This is a genomic window from Mycobacterium sp. 1274756.6 (genome assembly GCF_001668625.1).
Classification (GTDB): domain Bacteria; phylum Actinomycetota; class Actinomycetes; order Mycobacteriales; family Mycobacteriaceae; genus Mycobacterium.
The window spans coordinates 13,014-30,409 of the sequence record NZ_LZLJ01000036.1 but is presented as its reverse complement, the minus strand read 5'-3'; the positions used below and the strand labels follow the sequence as shown (position 1 = coordinate 30,409).

The window sequence follows — 17,396 nt, the reverse complement described above, 5'->3', positions numbered from 1 at the left end:
GGGCTACCCACAATCGGCGGCGGCTATCCGCGCCGCCGGGGCCCACGTTTCTGCCCGCTCGCCCCCGGGTATGTGAGACAGCGTGAGCATCTCGGTCACCGGATACTGGCGGCGGTTCTGGTCGTCGCCGCCGCTGACGCTGAACGGGTGGGTCGCCTTCAACCTGCCGACCACGGTGAGCGCCCTCGGCGTGACGCTGCTGCTGGCCATCACCGGGATCCACGGCTACCTGTGGTGGTCGACGCCGACGCCGCCGGCGGTTTTCACCGGCTACGTCGTCCTGCTGGGCGCGGCATGCCTGATCGCCGCGGTGTTGATGTTCGCCCCGCGCGTCGAGATCACCGAGCCGGCCTGGTTTCTGGGCAGTGCGGCGTGCCTGTCGTTCCTGGCGGTCTATCTGGGCACCCGCGCCGACCCGGTCGCCGGTCTGACCCAGCTGACCGGCCGCTGGGATGTCGCACCCGGCAGCGCGCTGATGGCCTGCGCGGCACTGTTTTTGGTGCTGCACGCCACCGTGCTGTCCGGCATCAACGTCGCCCGGCCGCAATGGCAGAACTGGCATGACTAGGCGGGGGAGGCGGCGATGACGACACTGGACTTCCCGGCCTGGCTGCGCGTCGAGCACTGGCTGAACCTGCTGTTTCTGACCCTGGCGATGCGCAGCGGGCTGGAGATCCTGGCCACCCACCCCAAGCTGTACGGCAACGACGAGAGCCGGCCCGGCACCGAATGGGCGCGCTTCACCCGCAAGGTGATGCCCAAAGCCAAGCTCTACGACACCCTCGACGAGGAGGAGTCCTACCACCCGCTGGTGTCGCTGCCGGGCCGCGCCCAACTCGGCATGGGCAGGCACTGGCATTTCGTGGCGGTGCTGGGCTGGATCCTGGTCGGCGCCAGCTACTTCATCCTGCTGTTCGCCACCGGGCAGTGGCAGCGCTACTGGCCGGCCTCCTGGTCGATCTTCGCCGACGCCGCCGACGACGTCGTCACCTACCTGTCATTCAACCTGCCGCCAGCACTGCCCGGCGAACCGCTGGACGCGATCCAAAAACTCACCTACGCCGGGGTGCTGTTCCTGCTGGCGCCGTTTCAGATCCTGACCGGCGCCGCCCAATCACCGGCGATCGAGGCGCGGTTCCCGTGGCTCGTGCGGCTGCTCGGCGGCCGGCAACGCATCCGCACCCTGCATTTCCTCGGGCTCGGAGCGTTCGCGGTGTTCATCGTCATCCACCTGTCGATGCTGTTCTTCTGGGGCTGGGGGCGGCTCAGCGCGCTGATGATCTTCGGTTCGGTGCGCAACACCTATTGGGCGACCGCGCTGTCGCTACTGATCGTTGCCGCGGTGATCGCGGTACACGTCGCGGCGACCATGTGGAGCCTGCGCCGTCCCCGCTCGGTGCAGCGGGTGCTCGGCGGGTTCCTCGATTGGCTGCGCGCCCGGGTGCTGCGGCGACTGGACTCCCGGCAGGACTACCCGGTCACCGCGATCTCGTCGCAACACCGGGTCAACGGAAAACCGCCCACCTCAATGGAGTACAAGGTGATGGCGGCGCACAACTTCGTCGACTGGCGGCTGCGGGTCGGAGGCCTGGTCGAGCAGCCGGTCACTCTGGATCTGGACGGGCTGCGGGAGTTGAGCGAGCCGCATACCCAGCGGGTGCTGCACAACTGCATCCAGGGCTGGTCGAGCATCGCCGAGTGGGGTGGGGTGCCGCTGGCGCGGTTGACCGATCTGGTCCGCCCGCTGCCGCAGGCCCGCTACATCTGCTTTCTGACCATGCAGGACAACGACCGCGACGAACCCAGCGCCCGCGGCCACGGCCAGTTCTACGAGGTCATCGATCTGGAGTTGGCGCACAAGCCGCAGACCCTGCTCGCCTACCAGATGAACGGGATCCCGCTGGCCATCCAGCACGGTGCGCCGCTGCGGCTGCGGGTGGAGACCCAGGTCGGCTTCAAGATGGCGAAATGGATCAACCAGATCGAGTTCGTCGACGACTACACCCGCATCGGTAAGGGTGCCGGCGGCTGGCGGGAGGACAACGTCTACTACGACCGGCAGGGGGAGATCTGAGTGACCGCCGACGTCGCATCGGGTGACAGCTCGCCCGGCCCGGAGGACGCCGATGTGATGGCCCGGCCGGAACTGGTGGAGCTGACCGACGGCGCCACCGAGCGGGTGCTCGCCCACCTCGAGGCGACCGGGCTGCGCTGCGAGTGTTGCGGCGCCGCCGATTTCACCATCGGGTCGGCGCTGCCGATGGGTTTTCTGTTCCTCGACGAGGACGACGACGCCTACCTGGTGGCGCTGACCTGCCGCAACCCCGAATGTGCGCAGCCGCGGACCGGGCTGCGGCTGGCCGGCGCGGATTTCCTGGCCGCCCGCGACACCTGACGCGCGACACCACCTGAAGCACGACACCTGAAGCAAAAGCTGAACCCCGGTGGCGTTCACCGGGGTTCGGCTCTCAGCGCAGCGGTGTTGTCAGCGCTGGGTCACGACTCGCCGACATCCTTGGTCTCCTGCGCCAGCCGCTGGTCGAGGGACTCGCCCTCGCGCTGCTCGGCGGCGGTCACCCCGTAGCGGTCGGCGGCGGCCCACTGCTCGGGCGGATCCATGCCCTCCTCCAGCGGATCCAGTCCGATGCGGTCCTCGTCGACATCCTCCGCGCCGACGCTGCTGGTCAGGTCGGTGTTGACGCCGTCCCCGGGATCCGGCTGGTAGGGCCCCGGGATGTCGGCGGTGGCATCGTCGGCGGTGACATCGTCGTCGGTCATAGCTCCTCCTCGGTCGGTGTGGTGTGCGCGGAATCCAGGCGCGGCTCGGCGAGCCCCAGCCGCCGCGACACCGCGGTCAGCTCGCGCAGCTGGTCGCAGAGCCGGCGCACCCGCGCGGCGTCGTCGTCGGCCAGCAGACCGCGGTCACGGTAGTGCAGCAACCGCGGTAGCCGGCCCGCCAACGCGGTGCCCCAGCGGATGCTGACGTCGTAGACCGTTGCCTCGCTCACCTCCGGCTGGTTACCCAGGTCCTGCAGCGCGGCAATCTGTTCGGTGAGAACACTCACGTCGTCATCGATGTCGACGCTCATCGTCGGCCTCCTCGTGCGGTCACAGTCCCGGCTTGGCGATGCTCACCAGATACGGCTGGCCGGCCAGGGTCAGATACACCCGGTGGGTTCCGACCGCCAGCCCGGAGGGCTCCGCGGAGCGGGCCGGCCCGGCGGGCAGCTCGTCGCGGTAGTCGATGACCCGGATGATCGGGATGGCCCCGTCGGGGTAGCCGGTGAAGCTGGCGGTCCGCGCCACCACCAGCGCCCGGTCGGTGGCGATGTAGAGCCGGGTGTCGTCGGCGGCGAGGTAGCGCACGCTGCCGGCGGGGACGGCGACCTCACCGATCACCGCCAGCCCGTCGCCGCCGCGCTGGCTTTCCACCGCGCGGACCGTGTCGCCGGCGGCGACGTAGCTGCGGGTGGTCTTGGTGTGGTCGGCGGCGGCCGCCGCCACCGGCACGGCCAACGCGCCCAGCTGCTCCGGCGACCGCTCGGCGCCGCGGTAGTGGCGCACTCCGCCGCGGTGGAAGAGGTGATAGTCGACGCGGCGGCCGCGCGCCGAGCCGATCACCGACTCCGCGGCCGCGCCCTCGACGGTCGCCGTCGGCAGCGCGGCCAAACCGTGCTCGTCGACCGGGGTCACCGACCGCCCGTCCTCGGACAGCACCAGCAGCACCCGCAGCCCGGCGTTGGCGTCGACACTGTTGGGCGCCGGCCCGGCCCGGACCTCCTCGACCGGGCGCAGGGTGTCCAGATCCATCAGGGTGACGGTCTGCCGGTCGGGGCGGGGCACGAACACCCGGTGCGGGTCGATGCCGCTGATCCGCAGGTTGTCACCGGCGGCCAGCGGCCCGGAGACCGCGGTGCCCACCCGGTCGGGGTCGTCGGGCTCGTCGACCCGGGCCAGCCGCCCGTCGTCGGTCAGCGCCACCAGCGCGGACAGCGCCGCCGACCAGGCCGGCGCGCGCAGCGGCTGCGCGGTGGCGGCGACCGTCACCGGCGGCGATGACTCCCAGTCGCTCTCCGCGGAAGTGCAGCCCACCACCGTGGCCGCGGCCACCGCCGCGACCGCCAGCGCCCGCGCGGCGCGGGCCGGCCACCGACGACTGTGCACGGCGCTGCCTCCTTCGTCTCGGCACGGCACGGCTCAGCACGCCGTTTTCTCCCGCGGCTATCGGCTACCCGCGGTGCGCGCCGCCTAATCCGCGGTTAGCGCCGCCGCCGGGGGGTATCCGACCGGGATGGCACCCGGCGCCGAGCAGTACCTGCCCGCGACGCGGGGGTTGGGCGCGCTGCGGGAGGCCGCCGCCACCTGCCGCGGCTGCGGGCTGTACGAACACGCCACCCAGACCGTGTTCGGGGCGGGCCGGCGCGGGGCGCCGCTGATGCTGGTGGGCGAACAGCCCGGCGACCGGGAGGACCGGCAGGGCCACCCGTTCGTCGGACCGGCCGGCGGGCTGCTGGCCCGCGCCCTCGACGACGCCGGCATCAGCGCCGAGCAGACCTACCAGACCAACGCGGTCAAACACTTCAAGTTCACCCGCACCAGCGGCAAGCGCCGCATCCACCAGAAGCCGGGCCGCACCGAGGTGGTGGCCTGCCGGCCGTGGCTGATCGCCGAGATCGACGCGGTGCGCCCCCGCCTGATCGTCGCGTTGGGCGCCACCGCCGCGCAAGCCCTGCTCGGGCCGGGCTTCCGGATCTCGGCGCACCGCGGCGAACTGCTGGCGCTGCCCGCCGAAATCGACACCCGCGAGCGGCCCCAACTGCTGGTCACCGTCCATCCGGCCGCGGTGCTGCGCGACCGCAGCGGCGACCGCGACAAGGCCTACCGGCTGTTCGTCGACGACCTGGGCCGGGCCCGCGACATCGTGTCCGCACCGCCGGTTTGACGCTCCGACGCTCGGGTACCCGAAAAATCGACGCCCCGATGACGCCCGATGTCGAAGGAGTACACCACCATGCCGAAAACCGCGGACTACATCATCGACCGGCTCCGTCAGTGGGGAGTGCACCGCATCTTCGGCTACCCCGGCGACGGCATCCTGGAAATGGTGGGCGCACTGGACCGGGCCGACGGCGACCCGGAGTTCATCCAGCCCCGCCACGAGGAGATGGCCGCGTTCATGGCGACCGGGCACGCCAAGTTCACCGGCGAACTGGGTTGCTGCCTGGCCACCTCCGGCGGCGGCGCGATCCACCTGCTCAACGGCCTCTACGACGCCAAGCTGGACCACCAGCCGGTGGTCGCGATCATCGGCCAACAGAAACGGATGTCGCTGGGCGCCGCCTTCCAGCAGGAGATCGACCCCAACTCGCTGTACAAGGACGTCTCCTCGGACTTCATCCAGACCTGCATGGCCCCGGTGCAGGCCCGCCACCTGGTCGACCGGGCGTGCAAGGTGGCGTTGACCAACCGGACGGTGGCCACGATCATCCTGCCCGAGGATGTCGCCGAGGAGGACGCGGTGCCCTCGCCGCCGCGGGTGCACGGCGCGGTCTACAGCGGCGTGGGCTGGACCAAACCGCGGATGCTGCCGCCGCAGTCCGAGCTGCAGAAGGCCGCCGACATCCTCAACGACAGCGAGAAGGTCGCGATCCTGGTGGGCGCGGGCGCGCAGGACGCGGTCGAGGAAGTGAAACAGACCGCCGACCTGCTCGGCGCCGGGGTGGCCAAGACCTCGCTGGGCCGCGCCACCCTGCCCGACGACCTGCCGTATGTGACCGGCCCGATCGGGCTGCTGGGCTCCACCGCCAGCGAAGCGATGATGTCGGGTGCGGACACCCTGTTCATGATCGGCACCAGCTTCCCCTACGCCGAATGGCTGCCCAAGGAAGGCCAGTGCCGCGGGGTGGAGATCAACCACGACGGCCGGATGATCGGCCTGCGCTACCCGATGGACGCCAACCTGATCGGCGACTCCAAAGACACGCTGCAGGAACTGATCCCGCTGCTCAAACACAAGGAGGATCGGTCCTGGCGGTCCAAGATCGAAAGCGAGGTCGAGGAGTGGTGGCGGGTCCTCGACGACCGCGCCCACGACAAGGCTGACCCGCTCAACCCCGAACTGGTGGTGCACGAGCTGTCCAAGCGCCTGCCCGACAACGCCGTGCTGACCACCGACGCCGGGTCGGTGGCCAACTGGTGGGCGCGGCATCTGCGGCTGCGCCCGGGCATGGCCGCCTCGCTGGCCGGGAACCTCGCCAGCATGGGCCCGGGCACCCCGTACGCGATCGCGGCCAAGCTGGCCCACCCGAACCGGCCGGTCATCGCGGTGGTCGGCGACGGGGTGTTCCAGATGAACGGGATGGCCGAGATGATCACCGTCAAGCGGTACAAGGACCGGCTGTCCAACGGCCCGCTGATCTTCTGCGTGTTCAACAACCAGGACCTCAACCAGGTCACCTGGGAGCAGCGCGCCATGGGCGGCCAACCGAAATTCGAAGGCAGCCAATACATTCCCGACGTGCCGTACGCGGACTTCGCGAACCTGCTCGGGTTGACCGGCATCCGCTGCGACGACCCGGCCACCATCGGCCAGGCCTGGGAGCAGGCGCTGTCGGCGTCCGGGCCGGTGGTGCTGGAAGTCGTCGTCGACCCGAACATCCCGCCGGTGCCGCCGCAGATCCGCATGGAGATGGCCAAGAAGACGGCCAAGGCCGTGCTGAAGGACCCCGACCGGGTGAGCATGACCGCCAAGGGCGCCAAGCAGAAGATGCACGAGTTCACCGAGTCGGCCAAGCAGACGGTGCGCGACCTGCGCGACCGGGGCGACGACTGATGGGCCGCCATTCCCGGCCCGACGACGACGGTTCGGAACCGGCCGACACCGAAGACCAGGACACCGCCGACCGGGTGGGCCGGGTCGCCGCCGACGACGACCTGGACGCCGGGGAGACCGGGGCCGAGGCCCGCAGCGACGACGGCTGAGGGCCGCGCCGGCACCACCGCCGAAGGAGGACGCGCCGATGACACTGCTCAAACCCGGGCGTCGGGGACGCCCGCCGGCCGCCGCCGCGGTCGGCGAAGCCGAATATCTGATCGACCGGGCGCTGCGCAACATCGCCCACGGCCGCTTCGAACGGTCGCTGTCCGGGCTGACCGCCTTCGCCGCCCTGGTGACGACCGCCGAAGTCTATGCCGAGCACTACCGGGCCAGCTTCGGCAACAAGTGGATGTGGAGCCCGATCGTCGTCACCCCGCCGGTCGTCGTCGCCGGGATCGCCGGGGTCTTCTCCCGGCGGTGGGCCAAACGCTGGCTGCCGGCCACCGCCGCGGTGTACGCCGCCAATGGGTTGATGGGCGAGTTCTTTCACGCCCGCGGGGTGGGGCGGCGTCCCGGCGGCTGGCGGCTCTACAGCTACAACGTGCCGATGGGGCCGCCGATCGCCGCGCCGGGACTGATGAGCATCGTCGGCGCGATGGGACTGCTGGCCGCGATCCTGCGCCGGGAAGGGTGAGGCGCCGATGCCGGACCGCCCCGACATCGCCAGCGGCGACCACCTGCCCAAGCGCCGACCCGACCGCAAGCCGCTGCACCCGTCCTGGCTGCCCCGCCAGCGGCGCGGCATCACCCCGCAGATGATCGGCCGCTACCCCGACTACGACGTGCTGGCCAGCGCCGACTCCTGGGACCAGGCCACCCGCGAGGTGGTGCTGGCCCGACTCGACCCGCCCGGGCCGCTGCGCTTCTTCGACGAGGCCCTCGAGCCGGCGTTGCGCGCGTTCTGCGACACCGTGCTCGCCCAGGACAACGAACCCCGCGTCCCGGTCGCCGAGTTCGTCGACGCCAAACTGGCCGACGGTCGCCTCGACGGGTTCCAGTACGCCGACATGCCCGACGACCGCGACACTTGGCGGCTGGTGCTGGCCGGGCTGGACGAGGCGGCCCGCGAGCAGGGCGAGGCCTCCTTCGCCGACGCCGGCCCGCAGGTCCGCCAGGACATCGTCGGCCGGTTCGCCGACGCGACGCTGTCCGGCGGCAGCTGGGACCGGCTCAACGTGTCGCGGGCCTGGTCGGTGGTGATGCGCGCCGCGCTCAGCGCCTTCTACAGCCACCCGTGGGCGTGGAACGAGATCGGCTTCGGCGGCCCGGCCTACCCACGGGGGTTCATGCGCCTCGGCGGCGCCGGGGTGCGGGAGCCCTTCGAGAAACCGGGAGCGACCGCCGAAGACCCGGTCGCGATGCTCAGCGACGATCACGACACCGGAACCGGTGGGGCCCATGGCCGCGGGTGAGAAGTGGCGCAGGCGGCTGCGCGGGGTGCTGAAGGGCTCGGTGGGGCCGCCGGACAACGACTCGCGGTTCCTGCTCGACGTGCACTCCCGGGCGCTGCCGGGCAAGGACACCATGCGTCGCTACCCCGACGAGGAGGAAGTCGACCTGGTCGTCGTCGGCGCCGGCGCGGGCGGCTCGGTGCTCGCCCAGCGCCTGGCCCGGGCCGGTTGGAGCGTGGTGATCCTGGAGGCGGGACCGTTCTGGCATCCCGACCGCGACTGGGTCTCCGACGAGGCCGGCTCCCACCCGCTGTACTGGACGCAGAAGCGCATCCTGGGCGGCGCCGACCCGGTTGAGTTGGGCAAGAACAACTCCGGGCGCGGCGTCGGCGGCTCGATGGTGCACTACGCCGGCTACACGCCGCGCTTCCATCCCAGCGACTTCGAGACGTTCACCCGCGACCGGGTGGGCGCGGACTGGCCGATCGGCTACGCCGAGCTGCGCCCGCACTACGAACTGCTCGAACAGGAACTGCCGGTGGCCGGCCAGGACTGGCCGTGGGGCGACCCGCACACCTACCCGTTCTCCCCGCACCCGGTCTCCGGCGCCGCGATGAAACTGTGGGAAGGGGCGCTCGCGCTGGGCATCGAGATGCGGGTGGGGCCGGTCGGCATCGTCAACGGCACGTTCGGCAACCGGCCGCACTGCATCTACCGCGGCTACTGTCTGCAGGGCTGCAAAGTCAACGCCAAGGCCAGCCCGTATGTGACCCACCTGCCCGACGCGTTGGCCCACGGGGTGGAGATCCGAGCCAACAGCATGGCCGCCCGCGTCGAGGTCGACGAATCCGGAAACGCCAGCGGTGTCACCTATTTCGTCGAGGAGGACGGCCGGGAGCGCCGCCAGCGCGCCAAAGTGGTCGCGGTCGCCGGGTATTCGATCGAGACGCCGCGGCTGCTGCTCAACTCCACCAGCCGCCGCTTCCCGCACGGGCTGGGCAACGACACCGACCAGGTGGGCCGCTACGTGATGGTGCAAGGCGCCTCCCAGACCGCGGGCCGCTGGCCCGAGGAACTGCGGATGTACAAGGCGCCGCCTCCGGAGGTGACCTCCGAGCAGTTCTACGAAACCGACCCCGACCGCGGTTTCGCGCGCGGATTCTCCATCCAGACCGTCTCCCCGCTGCCCATCGGCTGGGCCGAACACGTGCTGGCCGACGGGCATTGGGGTGCGGCGCTGCGCGAGTACATGCGCGACTACAACCACTGGAGCACCGTCGGGGTGCTCAACGAACTGCTGGCCCACCCCGACAACCGGGTCAGCCTGGCCGACGAGACCGACACCTACGGCCTGCCCGTCGCCCGGTTCGACTACACGCTGTCGGACAACGACAAGGCCAACATGGCCTACTCCACCGCGGTGATCACCAACATCCTCAAAGCCGCCGGGGCGCAGGACATCTTGACCATCCAGCGGTTCGCCCACCTGATCGGCGGCGCGCGGATGGGCAGCGACCCGGACACCAGCGTCGTCGACTCCGACCAGCGGATGTGGTCGGTGCCCAACCTGTTCGTCGCCGACGGCTCGGTCTGCCCCACTCAGGGCAGCGCCAATCCCGCGCTGACCATCATGGCGCTGTCCTCCCGACTGGCCGACCGGATCGTGCGGCGGGAGGTGCGCCCCTACCGGCGCGGGGTCACCGCACCGGTGCGGTGATGTCGGCCGGCCGGGGACGGGCCGGGGGAGCGGCTCAGCCGTGCCGCGCACTCCAGTAGGCGCCGCCGGCCAACGCGGTGGCCGCCGCGCCGGCGCCGAGCAGCGACCGGCGGTGCCGGGAGGTCCACAGCTGCAGGCTGCGGGCGTGCGCCTGGTCGTCGAACACGCCGTGCGCCCCGAAATCGTGGCCGGCCGGGCCGTCGGCGGGCTCCCACAGGTTGGCCGGCTGGTCGGGGTCGACCGGCTGGTCGGTTTGCTGGGAGCGGTACCCGGTGCGGGCCAGGTAGCGGTCCAGCAGCGCCGGGGCCAGCCGCTGACCCAGGATCGTGGCGACCGTGCTGCCGCCCACCCAGTACTGTTTGCGCCGCGGATGGTCCAGCGCGTAGGCCACCCCGCGGGCGGCCACCTCGGGCTGGAAGATCGGCGGCACCGGTTGGGCCTGCTTGGGCAGCCGGGAACACACCCAGGAGAACTGCGGGGTGTTGACCGCGGGCATCTGCACCACGGTGACCCGCACCTTGGACCGGTCGTGGAGCAACTCGGTGCGCAGTGACTCGGTGAACCCGTTGATCGCGTGCTTGGCGCCGCAGTAGGCCGACTGCAGCGGGATCGAGCGCACGCCCAGCGCCGAGCCGACCTGCACCACCGTTCCGGCGTTGCGGGGCCGCATCCGGCGCAACGCGACCATGGTGCCGTAGACGAAGCCCAGGTAGGTCACCTCGGTGACCCGCCGGTACTCGTCGGGGCCGATGGTGTGGAACGGGGCGAACAGCGACGAGAACGCCACGTTGATCCAGCCGTCGATCGGGCCGAACGCCTGCTCGACGCGGCTGGCGGCGCGTTCCAGCGCGTCGTGATCGGCCACGTCGGTGGGCAACACCAGCGCGTCGCCGCCGGCTTCGCGCACCTCGGCCGCCGCCGCGTTCAGGCCGCTGACACCGCGGGCCACCAACCCGAGCCGGGTGCCCGGGCCGGCCAGTTCCCGCACCACCGCCCGGCCGATGCCGGCGCTGGCGCCGGTGACCACCACCACCCGGGGCCGGCGGCGGCGTCGACGGCGGGGACTACGGACGGCATCCAGCACAGTCATAGCGCGGTGATACCCGCCCGCGGCCCGGGTAAACGCCGAGTTTGCCGGGCGGATCCTCGGGGTAGTACGAAGTGATGTTGCCGGAATTGACGACCCCTGCCCTGCCCTCGGTGCGCCGACTGCCCTGGAGCGCGGGAGTAGTTGCCGAAGGCGTGTATGCGCCCCAAGAGGATTCGCAGCTGCTGATCGGCGCGTTGGCCGCCAGCGGCGTGGCGCCCGGCCGGCGGGTGCTGGACCTGTGTACCGGCAGCGGCGTGGTCGCCATCGCCGCCGCGGAACTGGGGGCGGCCGGCGTCACCGCGCTGGACATCTGCCCGCGCGCGGTGGAGTGCGCCACCGACAACGCCCGGGTCCGAAACGTGAGCGTGGATGTGCGCCAAGGACCGTGGACCTACGGGCTGACCGCCGCCCCGTTCGACGTGGTGGTGGCCAATCCGCCGTATGTGCCCACCCCGCCCGGCGGCGCGCCGGTGCCCAACGGGTCACCGGCCCGATCCTGGGACGGCGGCGTCGACGGCCGGTCCGTGCTGGGCCCGCTGTGTGAGGCGGCCGGTGACCTGTTGGCGGCGGGCGGGACACTGCTGCTGGTGCAATCGGAGTTCGCCAACCCGGACCGCTCGCTACTGGAGTTGTGGTCGGCGGGGCTGGCCGCGGAAGTGGTGGCCGAACAACGGATCCCGTTCGGGCCGGTGCTGTCCAGCCGAGCGGACTGGCTGGAGAGCACCGGCCGGATGCCGCTGGGGTGTCGCACCGAGCGGCTGGTGGTGATCCGGGCGGACAAGCCGTGACCGCCCGCGACCGGCGCCGAGTCCGGGTGGCACGCAACGGCCCGGTGCTGGTGGCCGGGCCGGTGCGCATCGAAACCCCCGACGCGGTGGTGGAATCCGACCGCTTCCAGGTGGCGATCTGCGCCTGCGGACGCAGCAAGGACTATCCGCTGTGCGATACCAGCCACCGCTGCCGGCGGCGCTCAGGCGAATAGCGGACCCAGCGGGGCGCGCAGCGAGGTCTGCCCGGCCTGCCAGGCGGTGAGCAACTGGTCGGCCAACCGGCCCTCGACCACGTCGTAGGCCCGCATCCCGAACACCACGTCCGCCTCCAGGTCGCGCTCGCGGTCGATGAGGTCGCCGACCACCTCGGCGCGCACCACCTGCTCGTGCACCGCGTCGGCTTCGACGTGCTCGCGGTAGAACGCCACGCACTCGGCCGGGGCGCCCATGCGCTGCAGTGCGGTCACCAGCCGCCGCGACCCCGGCGGGGAGGTGATCTCGGTGGCCGCGAAATGCCCGACGGTGGCGCCGCGCCAGCGGCGGTGCAGCCCGAACAGCGACATCAGGTTCACCGCGGCGAGCGCCTCGGCCGACACCGCGTCCAGATAGGCCAGATATCCGCTGTCCAGACCGGCGGCCGCCATCAGGTCGGCGTACAGCTCCTGGTGGACCTGCGGCCCGCGCCCGGCCCCGTACTCGTCGAACTCGATGGCCACGAACGCCGCCTTGGCGCCGGCGACCAGCCGCGGGATCACCCAGGCGTGCGGGTCGCCCTCCTTGAGGTGATACACCGAGCGCTGCACGAAGTACTCACACATCTGCTCCCAGGTGCCGCTGTCGCGCAGATACCAGCTCAGCCCGGTGCCGTGGACCGGTTCGACGGTCAGCTCGTCCATCTCCGCGGTGACGCTCACATCGGGGTCGATCGGGCCGACGTCGCGGCGCACCCGGTCGAGGAAGACCTCCTCCAGCCGGCCCCGCAGCGCCAGCAGGCTCGGCTCCCACTCCCAGCCGGGGTCGACACCGGCGAAGCCGCGGTAGTGCAGCTCGTAGCAGACCTGCAACGCCAGCTGCAGATCCCGCCCGTAGGGGTCGACGTCGTCGACGGCCACGCCGACGTGCTCGAGCCGCTGCGGCGAGCCGGCCAACGTGTCACAGACCGCGGTCGACAGCGGACCGCACCCGGTCGGCAGGCCCGGGCCGAGACCGGTCGGACTGATCGGGGCAAGTTTCATGCCCCTCCCATACCCGCGGCGGGCCGGCGAAAAACGCGGCCGCACACCGCCGCCGCCGGACCGGGTTTCGGCGCGGGCCCCGGCGGGGAAAACCGTAGGCGCCAACGAAAGGAATCTGGTGTCCCAGCAGCAACCGGTCGACCTGCGGGCGGCGTTCCCGCCGCAGGTGTTGCGTCAGTACGCCCTGCTGGCCGACGGGGAGCGCGGCGCCCTGATCGGGCCGCACGGCGAGATCACCTGGCTGTGCGCGCCGCGCTGGGACTCCGACGCGGTGTTCGCCGCCCTGATCGGCGGCGGCGGCTGTTTCGCGATCACCCCGACCGACCGGCGCCACGTCTGGGGCGGCTACTACGAGCCGGGCACCCTGATCTGGCACAGCCACTGGGTGACCGGCCACGGCCAGATCGAATGCCGCGAGGCGCTGGCCTTCCCCGCCGAGCCCGGCCGGGTGGTGGTGCTGCGCCGGGTGATCGCGCTGCACGGCGAGGCCCGGGTGACCGTGATGCTGGAGCCCCGCGCCGGCTTCGGGCACTACGGCAGCACCCACCTGCACACCGACGGCGCGGTATGGACCGGGCGCAGCGGACCGCTGCGCTGGCGGCTCACCGGCTGCCCGACGGCGACCCCGCAGCCCAGCGCCCACGGCACCGGCGCGGTGCTGGTCGCCGAACTGACCCTGCCGCCCGGCGGCCACCACGACGTGGTCTTCGAGGTCGCCGACCACGCGCTGCCCGCCGACCTGATCGACGCCGGCACCGCCTGGGAAGCGACGGCGAACACCTGGGCGCGGGTCCGCCCGGACCTGACCGACACCATCGCCCCGCACGACGCCACCCAGGCCTGGGCGGTGCTGCGCGGGCTGACCAGCGCCGGCGGCGGGATGGTGGCCGCGGCCACCACCAGCCTGCCCGAACACGCCCACACCAACCGCAACTACGACTACCGCTACGTCTGGATCCGCGACCAGTGCTATGCCGGCCTGGCCGCCGACGCGGCCGGCGCCGCCGACCTGTTCGACACGGCCACCAATTTCGTCGTCGCCCGGCTGCTCGAGGACGGGCCCCACCTCAAGCCCGGCTACACCACCACCGGCGGCCCGGTGCCCGACGAACGCACCCTGGACCTGCCCGGCTATCCCGGCGGGCACGACAAGGCCGGCAACTGGATCACCCGGCAGTTCCAGCTCGACGCCTTCGGTGACGCGCTGCAACTGCTGGCCACCGCCGCGCGCGCCGACCGGCTGCCCGCCGAAGGCTGGCGCGCCATCGACGTGGCGGTCGCGGCCGTCGAGCAGCGCTGGCGGGAGGACGAAGCCGGGATCTGGGAGCTGGACAACCGGCAGTGGACCCAATCCCGGCTGTGCTGTGTCGCCGGCCTGCGCGCGGTGGCGCAGCTGACCGGCCGCGGTGGCCTGGCCTCCACCGCGGTGCTGGCCGACACCATCCTGGCCGACACCGCCGCGATCGCGCTGGACCCGGCCGGCTACTGGCGGCGCAGCGCCGGCCTGCACGGCGTGGACGCCTCGCTGGTGTTGCCGCCGGTGCGCGGCGCGCTGCCCGCCGACGACCCGCGCACCCTGGCCACCCTCGACGCCGTGCGCAACCAGCTCGCCGTCGAGCAGTACGTGTACCGGTTCCGCCACGACCAGCGCGACCTCGGCGACGCCGAAGGCGCGTTTCTGCTGTGCGGGTTCATGATGGCGCTCGCCGAGCACCAGCAGGGCAGGCACTGGTCGGCGGTGCGCTACTTCGACCGCAACCGGTCGGCGTGCGGGCCGGGCGGCCTGCTGTCCGAGGAGTTCGACGTCAACCAGCGGCAGCTGCGCGGCAACCTGCCGCAAGCGTTCGTGCACGCGTTGCTGCTGGAGACCGCGGCCACGCTCACCGACCCGTCCGGCACCGCCGGCGCCACCCCGCTGGCCTGACCGCGCCCCTGATGCGGTGTGCCCGGGCGGGTAACCGGGTACCCAGCGGAGAGGTCCGGCGCAACCCGACGAGGAGGTAGCTGTGATTTTGAGCTTGCTGACCGGAGCCGACGGACCGGTGAGTTCGGCGCTGTCGGCCCGCACCCTCGACGTCGCCAAGGGAGTGCTGGTGGTGCTGCGGGGCTGCGACACCGCGGCCGCCTTCGAGGAGCTGGTCGCGGCCAGCCGCCGCCACCGGCTGCCCGTCTTCGCCCTGGCCGACGCCCTGGTGTCGATGGCGGCCGGCCCGGCCCGCACCGGCGGGCAACCGAGTGCGGAGGTGGCGCGCGCCATCGAGCAGGAGTGGGGCCCGCTGCTGACGCCACCGCGCGCCGGTTTGGCGGAGTGAGCCCCGGGTATGCGAGCCGATATGACCCGTTTCGGCTACACGCTGATGACCGAGCAGAGCGGACCGACCGACCTGGTCCGCTACGCCGTCGCCGCCGAGCAGGCCGGTTTCGACTTCCTGGTCTCCAGTGACCACTTCAGTCCCTGGCTGGCCAGCCAGGGGCACGCCCCCAACGCCTGGACGGTGCTGGGCGCGGTCGCCCACGCCACCGAGCGCGCCCACCTCTACTCCTACGTCACCTGCCCGACCATGCGGTATCACCCGGCGGTGGTGGCGCAGCAAGCCGCCACCGTGGCGCTGCTCTCCGGCGGCCGGTTCACGCTGGGGCTGGGCAGCGGCGAGAACCTCAACGAGCACGTGATCGGGAAGGGCTGGCCGAGCGTGGCCCGCCGCCAGGACATGCTGCGCGAAGCCGTCGAGATCATCGCCGCGCTGCTCGACGGCGGCCCGGTGACCTGGCACGGCGACTACTTCTCCGTCGAGATGGCCAAGCTGTGGGATCCGCCCGCCCGCCCGGTCGGGATCGGGGTGGCCATGACCGGCAAGCACGGCATCGGCAAGCTGGCCACCCTGGCCGACCACCTCATCGCCGTCGAACCCGACGCCGGGCTGGTCCACGCCTGGCACAGCGCCCGGCAGGCCGCCGGGCTGGCCGGCGGCGGCCGCATCGTCGGGCAGATCCCGATCTGCTGGGACCCGGACCGCGACGCCGCCGTCGCCCGCGCCCACGAGCAGTTCCGCTGGTTCGGCGGCGGCTGGCAGGTCAACGCCGAGCTGCCCACCCCGGCCAGCTTCGCCGCCGCCACCCGCTACGTGCGGCCCGAGGACGTCGCCGAGGCCATCGCCTGCGGACCCGACCTGGACCGGATCGTCGAGGCGGTCCGCGCCTACTGGCAGGCCGGCTTCACCGACATCGCGCTGATCCAGATCGGCGGCGATCACCAGGACGCGTTCCTGGCCGAGGCGGCCGACCCGCTGCTGGCGAAGCTGCGCGCCGCCGCCCGATGAGCCGGCCCGGATTGGCCCGGCGGCGCCGGGGGTATGGCTACCGTGACCGATCCTGGGGGACCGCGACAGAAAGGGGAGCGCGATGACCCAGCAGAACCGACCGGCCGACCCGCTCGACGACGCGATCCGGGTGGACGCGCTGACGGTGGAGGCGACCGGCGTTCCCGCCGACGGCAACCCGGATCCCGACGAGATGGCGGCCGACGTGGCCGGCGGGTCGGTCGCCGAGGCCATCCGCGGACCCCGCAGCGAGGAGGACGACATGGCAGAGCGTTTGCAGGGCCGCCGCATCGCGATCCTGGCGGCCGACGGCGTCGAACGCGTCGAATACGAGCAGCCGGTGGACGCGCTGCGCGAGCAGGGCGCCACCACCGAACTGATCTCGCTGGAGGCCGGGGAGATCCAGGCCCGCGACCACGACCTGGAACCGGCCGGCAGCTTCGCGGTGGACCGCCGCGTCGGCGAGGTGTCGGTGGAGGACTACGACGCGCTGGTGCTGCCGGGCGGCACGGTGAATCCGGACAAACTGCGCAGCGACGACACCGCGGTGGCGTTCGTGCGGGAGTTCGTCAACTCGGGCAAACCGGTGGCGGCGATCTGCCACGGGCCCTGGACGCTGGTGGAGGCCGGCGTGGTGGACGGCCGCACCCTGACCTCGTATCCGAGCCTGCGCACCGACCTGCGCAACGCCGGCGCCGACGTCGTCGACAAGGAAGTCGTCGTCGACGACAACCTGATCACCAGCCGCTCACCGGACGATCTGCCGGCGTTCTGCGCCACGCTGATCGACCGGCTCGCGGCCTGACCTCCCCCCGGCGGCGGGTTTCACCCGGCGGCGGCGCGGGTATCCGGCCGACATGACTGATCCCGACAACCCCATCGACTATGCCCGCACGTCGCAGCACCGCGCCGGCATGGTGATGAAGGACCGCCGCGAAGTACCCGGTGCTGCGCTACTGGTGGTGGCCGTGGTCTGCCTGGTCGGTTTCATGACCG

The 17,396-nt window shown here is 72.0% G+C and carries 20 protein-coding genes; 15 read left to right on the top strand and 5 right to left on the bottom strand.

All coding sequences use genetic code 11. From position 1 onward, the window contains the following. Nucleotides 1-82 precede the first annotated feature (82 nt). Genes A5643_RS04745 through A5643_RS04735 form a run of 3 tightly spaced genes read left to right on the top strand, consistent with a single transcriptional unit; the run spans nucleotide 83 to nucleotide 2,395 of the window. Nucleotides 83-568 carry a hypothetical protein gene (locus A5643_RS04745; RefSeq protein WP_066852454.1) on the top strand — a complete coding sequence of 162 codons (486 nt, stop codon included), beginning with the start codon at nucleotides 83-85 and terminating at the stop codon, nucleotides 566-568. Nucleotides 569-583: 15 nt separating this feature from the next. After that, nucleotides 584-2,074, top strand: coding sequence for a molybdopterin-dependent oxidoreductase (locus tag A5643_RS04740; protein ID WP_066852450.1), 1,491 nt, complete (start codon nucleotides 584-586; stop codon nucleotides 2,072-2,074). Beyond that, nucleotides 2,075-2,395, top strand: a complete 321-nt coding sequence (locus A5643_RS04735; protein ID WP_231995454.1) for a hypothetical protein — start codon at nucleotides 2,075-2,077, stop codon at nucleotides 2,393-2,395. A 101-nt stretch (nucleotides 2,396-2,496) separates the two neighbouring features. Here the strand turns inward: A5643_RS04735 and A5643_RS04730 are convergent, their stop codons facing one another. From A5643_RS04730 to A5643_RS04720, 3 genes are read right to left on the bottom strand one after another with little or no spacing between them, the layout of a single operon-like run. Further along, on the bottom strand, nucleotides 2,497-2,778 hold the full coding sequence (locus tag A5643_RS04730) for a hypothetical protein (RefSeq protein WP_066852448.1): 282 nt from the start codon (nucleotides 2,776-2,778) through the stop codon (nucleotides 2,497-2,499). Further along, the gene (locus A5643_RS04725) at nucleotides 2,775-3,089 is read right to left on the bottom strand and encodes a hypothetical protein (RefSeq protein WP_066852446.1); all 315 of its coding nucleotides are present in this window, start codon (nucleotides 3,087-3,089) and stop codon (nucleotides 2,775-2,777) included. Before A5643_RS04725 ends, A5643_RS04730 begins: the two co-directional genes overlap by 4 nt. Before the next feature lie 19 nt (nucleotides 3,090-3,108). Then, nucleotides 3,109-4,164: a YncE family protein gene (locus A5643_RS04720; RefSeq protein ID WP_156628531.1), complete on the bottom strand. Its 1,056-nt coding sequence runs from the start codon at nucleotides 4,162-4,164 to the stop codon at nucleotides 3,109-3,111. Nucleotides 4,165-4,291: 127 nt separating this feature from the next. On the opposite strand from A5643_RS04720, the gene A5643_RS04715 reads away from it, so the two are divergent. The 6 genes from A5643_RS04715 to A5643_RS04695 all read left to right on the top strand — a co-directional run bounded on the left by A5643_RS04715 (nucleotide 4,292) and on the right by A5643_RS04695 (nucleotide 9,985). Continuing rightward, nucleotides 4,292-4,942 carry a UdgX family uracil-DNA binding protein gene (locus tag A5643_RS04715; protein ID WP_066852443.1) on the top strand — a complete coding sequence of 217 codons (651 nt, stop codon included), beginning with the start codon at nucleotides 4,292-4,294 and terminating at the stop codon, nucleotides 4,940-4,942. 69 nt (nucleotides 4,943-5,011) lie between these two features. After that, nucleotides 5,012-6,832 (top strand): thiamine pyrophosphate-requiring protein, encoded by a 1,821-nt coding sequence (locus A5643_RS04710; protein ID WP_066852480.1) that lies wholly within the window; start codon nucleotides 5,012-5,014, stop codon nucleotides 6,830-6,832. Then, entirely contained in the window at nucleotides 6,832-6,981 is a 150-nt protein-coding gene (locus A5643_RS18035; protein WP_156628529.1) for a hypothetical protein, read from the top strand. The genes A5643_RS04710 and A5643_RS18035 overlap by 1 nt, the downstream gene beginning before the upstream one ends. 38 nt (nucleotides 6,982-7,019) lie before the next feature. After that, nucleotides 7,020-7,511 carry a hypothetical protein gene (locus A5643_RS04705; RefSeq protein WP_066852441.1) on the top strand — a complete coding sequence of 164 codons (492 nt, stop codon included), beginning with the start codon at nucleotides 7,020-7,022 and terminating at the stop codon, nucleotides 7,509-7,511. A gap of 7 nt (nucleotides 7,512-7,518) precedes the next feature. Next, nucleotides 7,519-8,289 carry a gluconate 2-dehydrogenase subunit 3 family protein gene (locus A5643_RS04700; protein WP_066852439.1) on the top strand — a complete coding sequence of 257 codons (771 nt, stop codon included), beginning with the start codon at nucleotides 7,519-7,521 and terminating at the stop codon, nucleotides 8,287-8,289. Further along, complete coding sequence (locus A5643_RS04695) at nucleotides 8,276-9,985, top strand: GMC family oxidoreductase (RefSeq protein ID WP_066852437.1); 1,710 nt, start codon at nucleotides 8,276-8,278, stop codon at nucleotides 9,983-9,985. The genes A5643_RS04700 and A5643_RS04695 overlap by 14 nt, the downstream gene beginning before the upstream one ends. A 34-nt stretch (nucleotides 9,986-10,019) precedes the next feature. Here A5643_RS04695 and A5643_RS04690 read toward each other — a convergent pair whose 3' ends face one another. After that, nucleotides 10,020-11,075 (bottom strand): SDR family oxidoreductase, encoded by a 1,056-nt coding sequence (locus tag A5643_RS04690; protein WP_066852435.1) that lies wholly within the window; start codon nucleotides 11,073-11,075, stop codon nucleotides 10,020-10,022. 86 nt (nucleotides 11,076-11,161) lie between these two features. Here A5643_RS04690 and A5643_RS04685 point away from each other — a divergent pair, with 86 nt between their 5' ends. Continuing rightward, the gene (locus tag A5643_RS04685) at nucleotides 11,162-11,863 is read left to right on the top strand and encodes a HemK2/MTQ2 family protein methyltransferase (RefSeq protein ID WP_231995453.1); all 702 of its coding nucleotides are present in this window, start codon (nucleotides 11,162-11,164) and stop codon (nucleotides 11,861-11,863) included. After that, on the top strand, nucleotides 11,860-12,057 hold the full coding sequence (locus A5643_RS04680) for a CDGSH iron-sulfur domain-containing protein (RefSeq protein ID WP_066852433.1): 198 nt from the start codon (nucleotides 11,860-11,862) through the stop codon (nucleotides 12,055-12,057). The genes A5643_RS04685 and A5643_RS04680 overlap by 4 nt, the downstream gene beginning before the upstream one ends. On the opposite strand, the gene A5643_RS04675 is transcribed toward A5643_RS04680, so the two are convergent. Further along, a complete protein-coding gene (locus A5643_RS04675) occupies nucleotides 12,046-13,080 on the bottom strand; it encodes an iron-containing redox enzyme family protein (protein ID WP_066852431.1) in 1,035 nt (344 codons plus the stop codon). The two genes, A5643_RS04680 and A5643_RS04675, sit on opposite strands and share 12 nt — an antisense overlap. Before the next feature lie 118 nt (nucleotides 13,081-13,198). Between A5643_RS04675 and A5643_RS04670 the strand changes: the two genes are divergently transcribed. The 4 genes from A5643_RS04670 to A5643_RS04655 all read left to right on the top strand — a co-directional run bounded on the left by A5643_RS04670 (nucleotide 13,199) and on the right by A5643_RS04655 (nucleotide 17,205). Beyond that, entirely contained in the window at nucleotides 13,199-15,004 is a 1,806-nt protein-coding gene (locus A5643_RS04670) for a glycoside hydrolase family 15 protein (protein ID WP_066852429.1), read from the top strand. 82 nt (nucleotides 15,005-15,086) lie between these two features. Beyond that, entirely contained in the window at nucleotides 15,087-15,392 is a 306-nt protein-coding gene (locus A5643_RS04665) for an ANTAR domain-containing protein (protein ID WP_082948724.1), read from the top strand. 21 nt (nucleotides 15,393-15,413) lie between these two features. Beyond that, nucleotides 15,414-16,400 (top strand): LLM class F420-dependent oxidoreductase, encoded by a 987-nt coding sequence (locus tag A5643_RS04660; RefSeq protein WP_066852427.1) that lies wholly within the window; start codon nucleotides 15,414-15,416, stop codon nucleotides 16,398-16,400. A gap of 262 nt (nucleotides 16,401-16,662) precedes the next feature. Then, nucleotides 16,663-17,205: a type 1 glutamine amidotransferase domain-containing protein gene (locus A5643_RS04655; protein WP_066852474.1), complete on the top strand. Its 543-nt coding sequence runs from the start codon at nucleotides 16,663-16,665 to the stop codon at nucleotides 17,203-17,205. Nucleotides 17,206-17,396 lie beyond the last annotated feature (191 nt).

Bases quoted from the DNA above. Each gene is read 5' to 3' on its own strand.
- A5643_RS04660 (WP_066852427.1), top strand. From the start codon at position 15,414: ATGACCCGTTTCGGCTACACGCTGATGACCGAGCAGAGCGGACCGACC.
- A5643_RS04730 (WP_066852448.1), bottom strand. From the start codon at position 2,778: ATGACCGACGACGATGTCACCGCCGACGATGCCACCGCCGACATCCCG.
- A5643_RS04700 (WP_066852439.1), top strand. From the start codon at position 7,519: ATGCCGGACCGCCCCGACATCGCCAGCGGCGACCACCTGCCCAAGCGC.
- A5643_RS04725 (WP_066852446.1), bottom strand. From the start codon at position 3,089: ATGAGCGTCGACATCGATGACGACGTGAGTGTTCTCACCGAACAGATT.
- A5643_RS04655 (WP_066852474.1), top strand. From the start codon at position 16,663: ATGGCAGAGCGTTTGCAGGGCCGCCGCATCGCGATCCTGGCGGCCGAC.
- A5643_RS04740 (WP_066852450.1), top strand. From the start codon at position 584: ATGACGACACTGGACTTCCCGGCCTGGCTGCGCGTCGAGCACTGGCTG.
- A5643_RS04705 (WP_066852441.1), top strand. From the start codon at position 7,020: ATGACACTGCTCAAACCCGGGCGTCGGGGACGCCCGCCGGCCGCCGCC.
- A5643_RS04690 (WP_066852435.1), bottom strand. From the start codon at position 11,075: ATGACTGTGCTGGATGCCGTCCGTAGTCCCCGCCGTCGACGCCGCCGC.
- A5643_RS18035 (WP_156628529.1), top strand. From the start codon at position 6,832: ATGGGCCGCCATTCCCGGCCCGACGACGACGGTTCGGAACCGGCCGAC.
- A5643_RS04715 (WP_066852443.1), top strand. From the start codon at position 4,292: ATGGCACCCGGCGCCGAGCAGTACCTGCCCGCGACGCGGGGGTTGGGC.
- A5643_RS04675 (WP_066852431.1), bottom strand. From the start codon at position 13,080: ATGAAACTTGCCCCGATCAGTCCGACCGGTCTCGGCCCGGGCCTGCCG.
- A5643_RS04710 (WP_066852480.1), top strand. From the start codon at position 5,012: ATGCCGAAAACCGCGGACTACATCATCGACCGGCTCCGTCAGTGGGGA.
- A5643_RS04695 (WP_066852437.1), top strand. From the start codon at position 8,276: ATGGCCGCGGGTGAGAAGTGGCGCAGGCGGCTGCGCGGGGTGCTGAAG.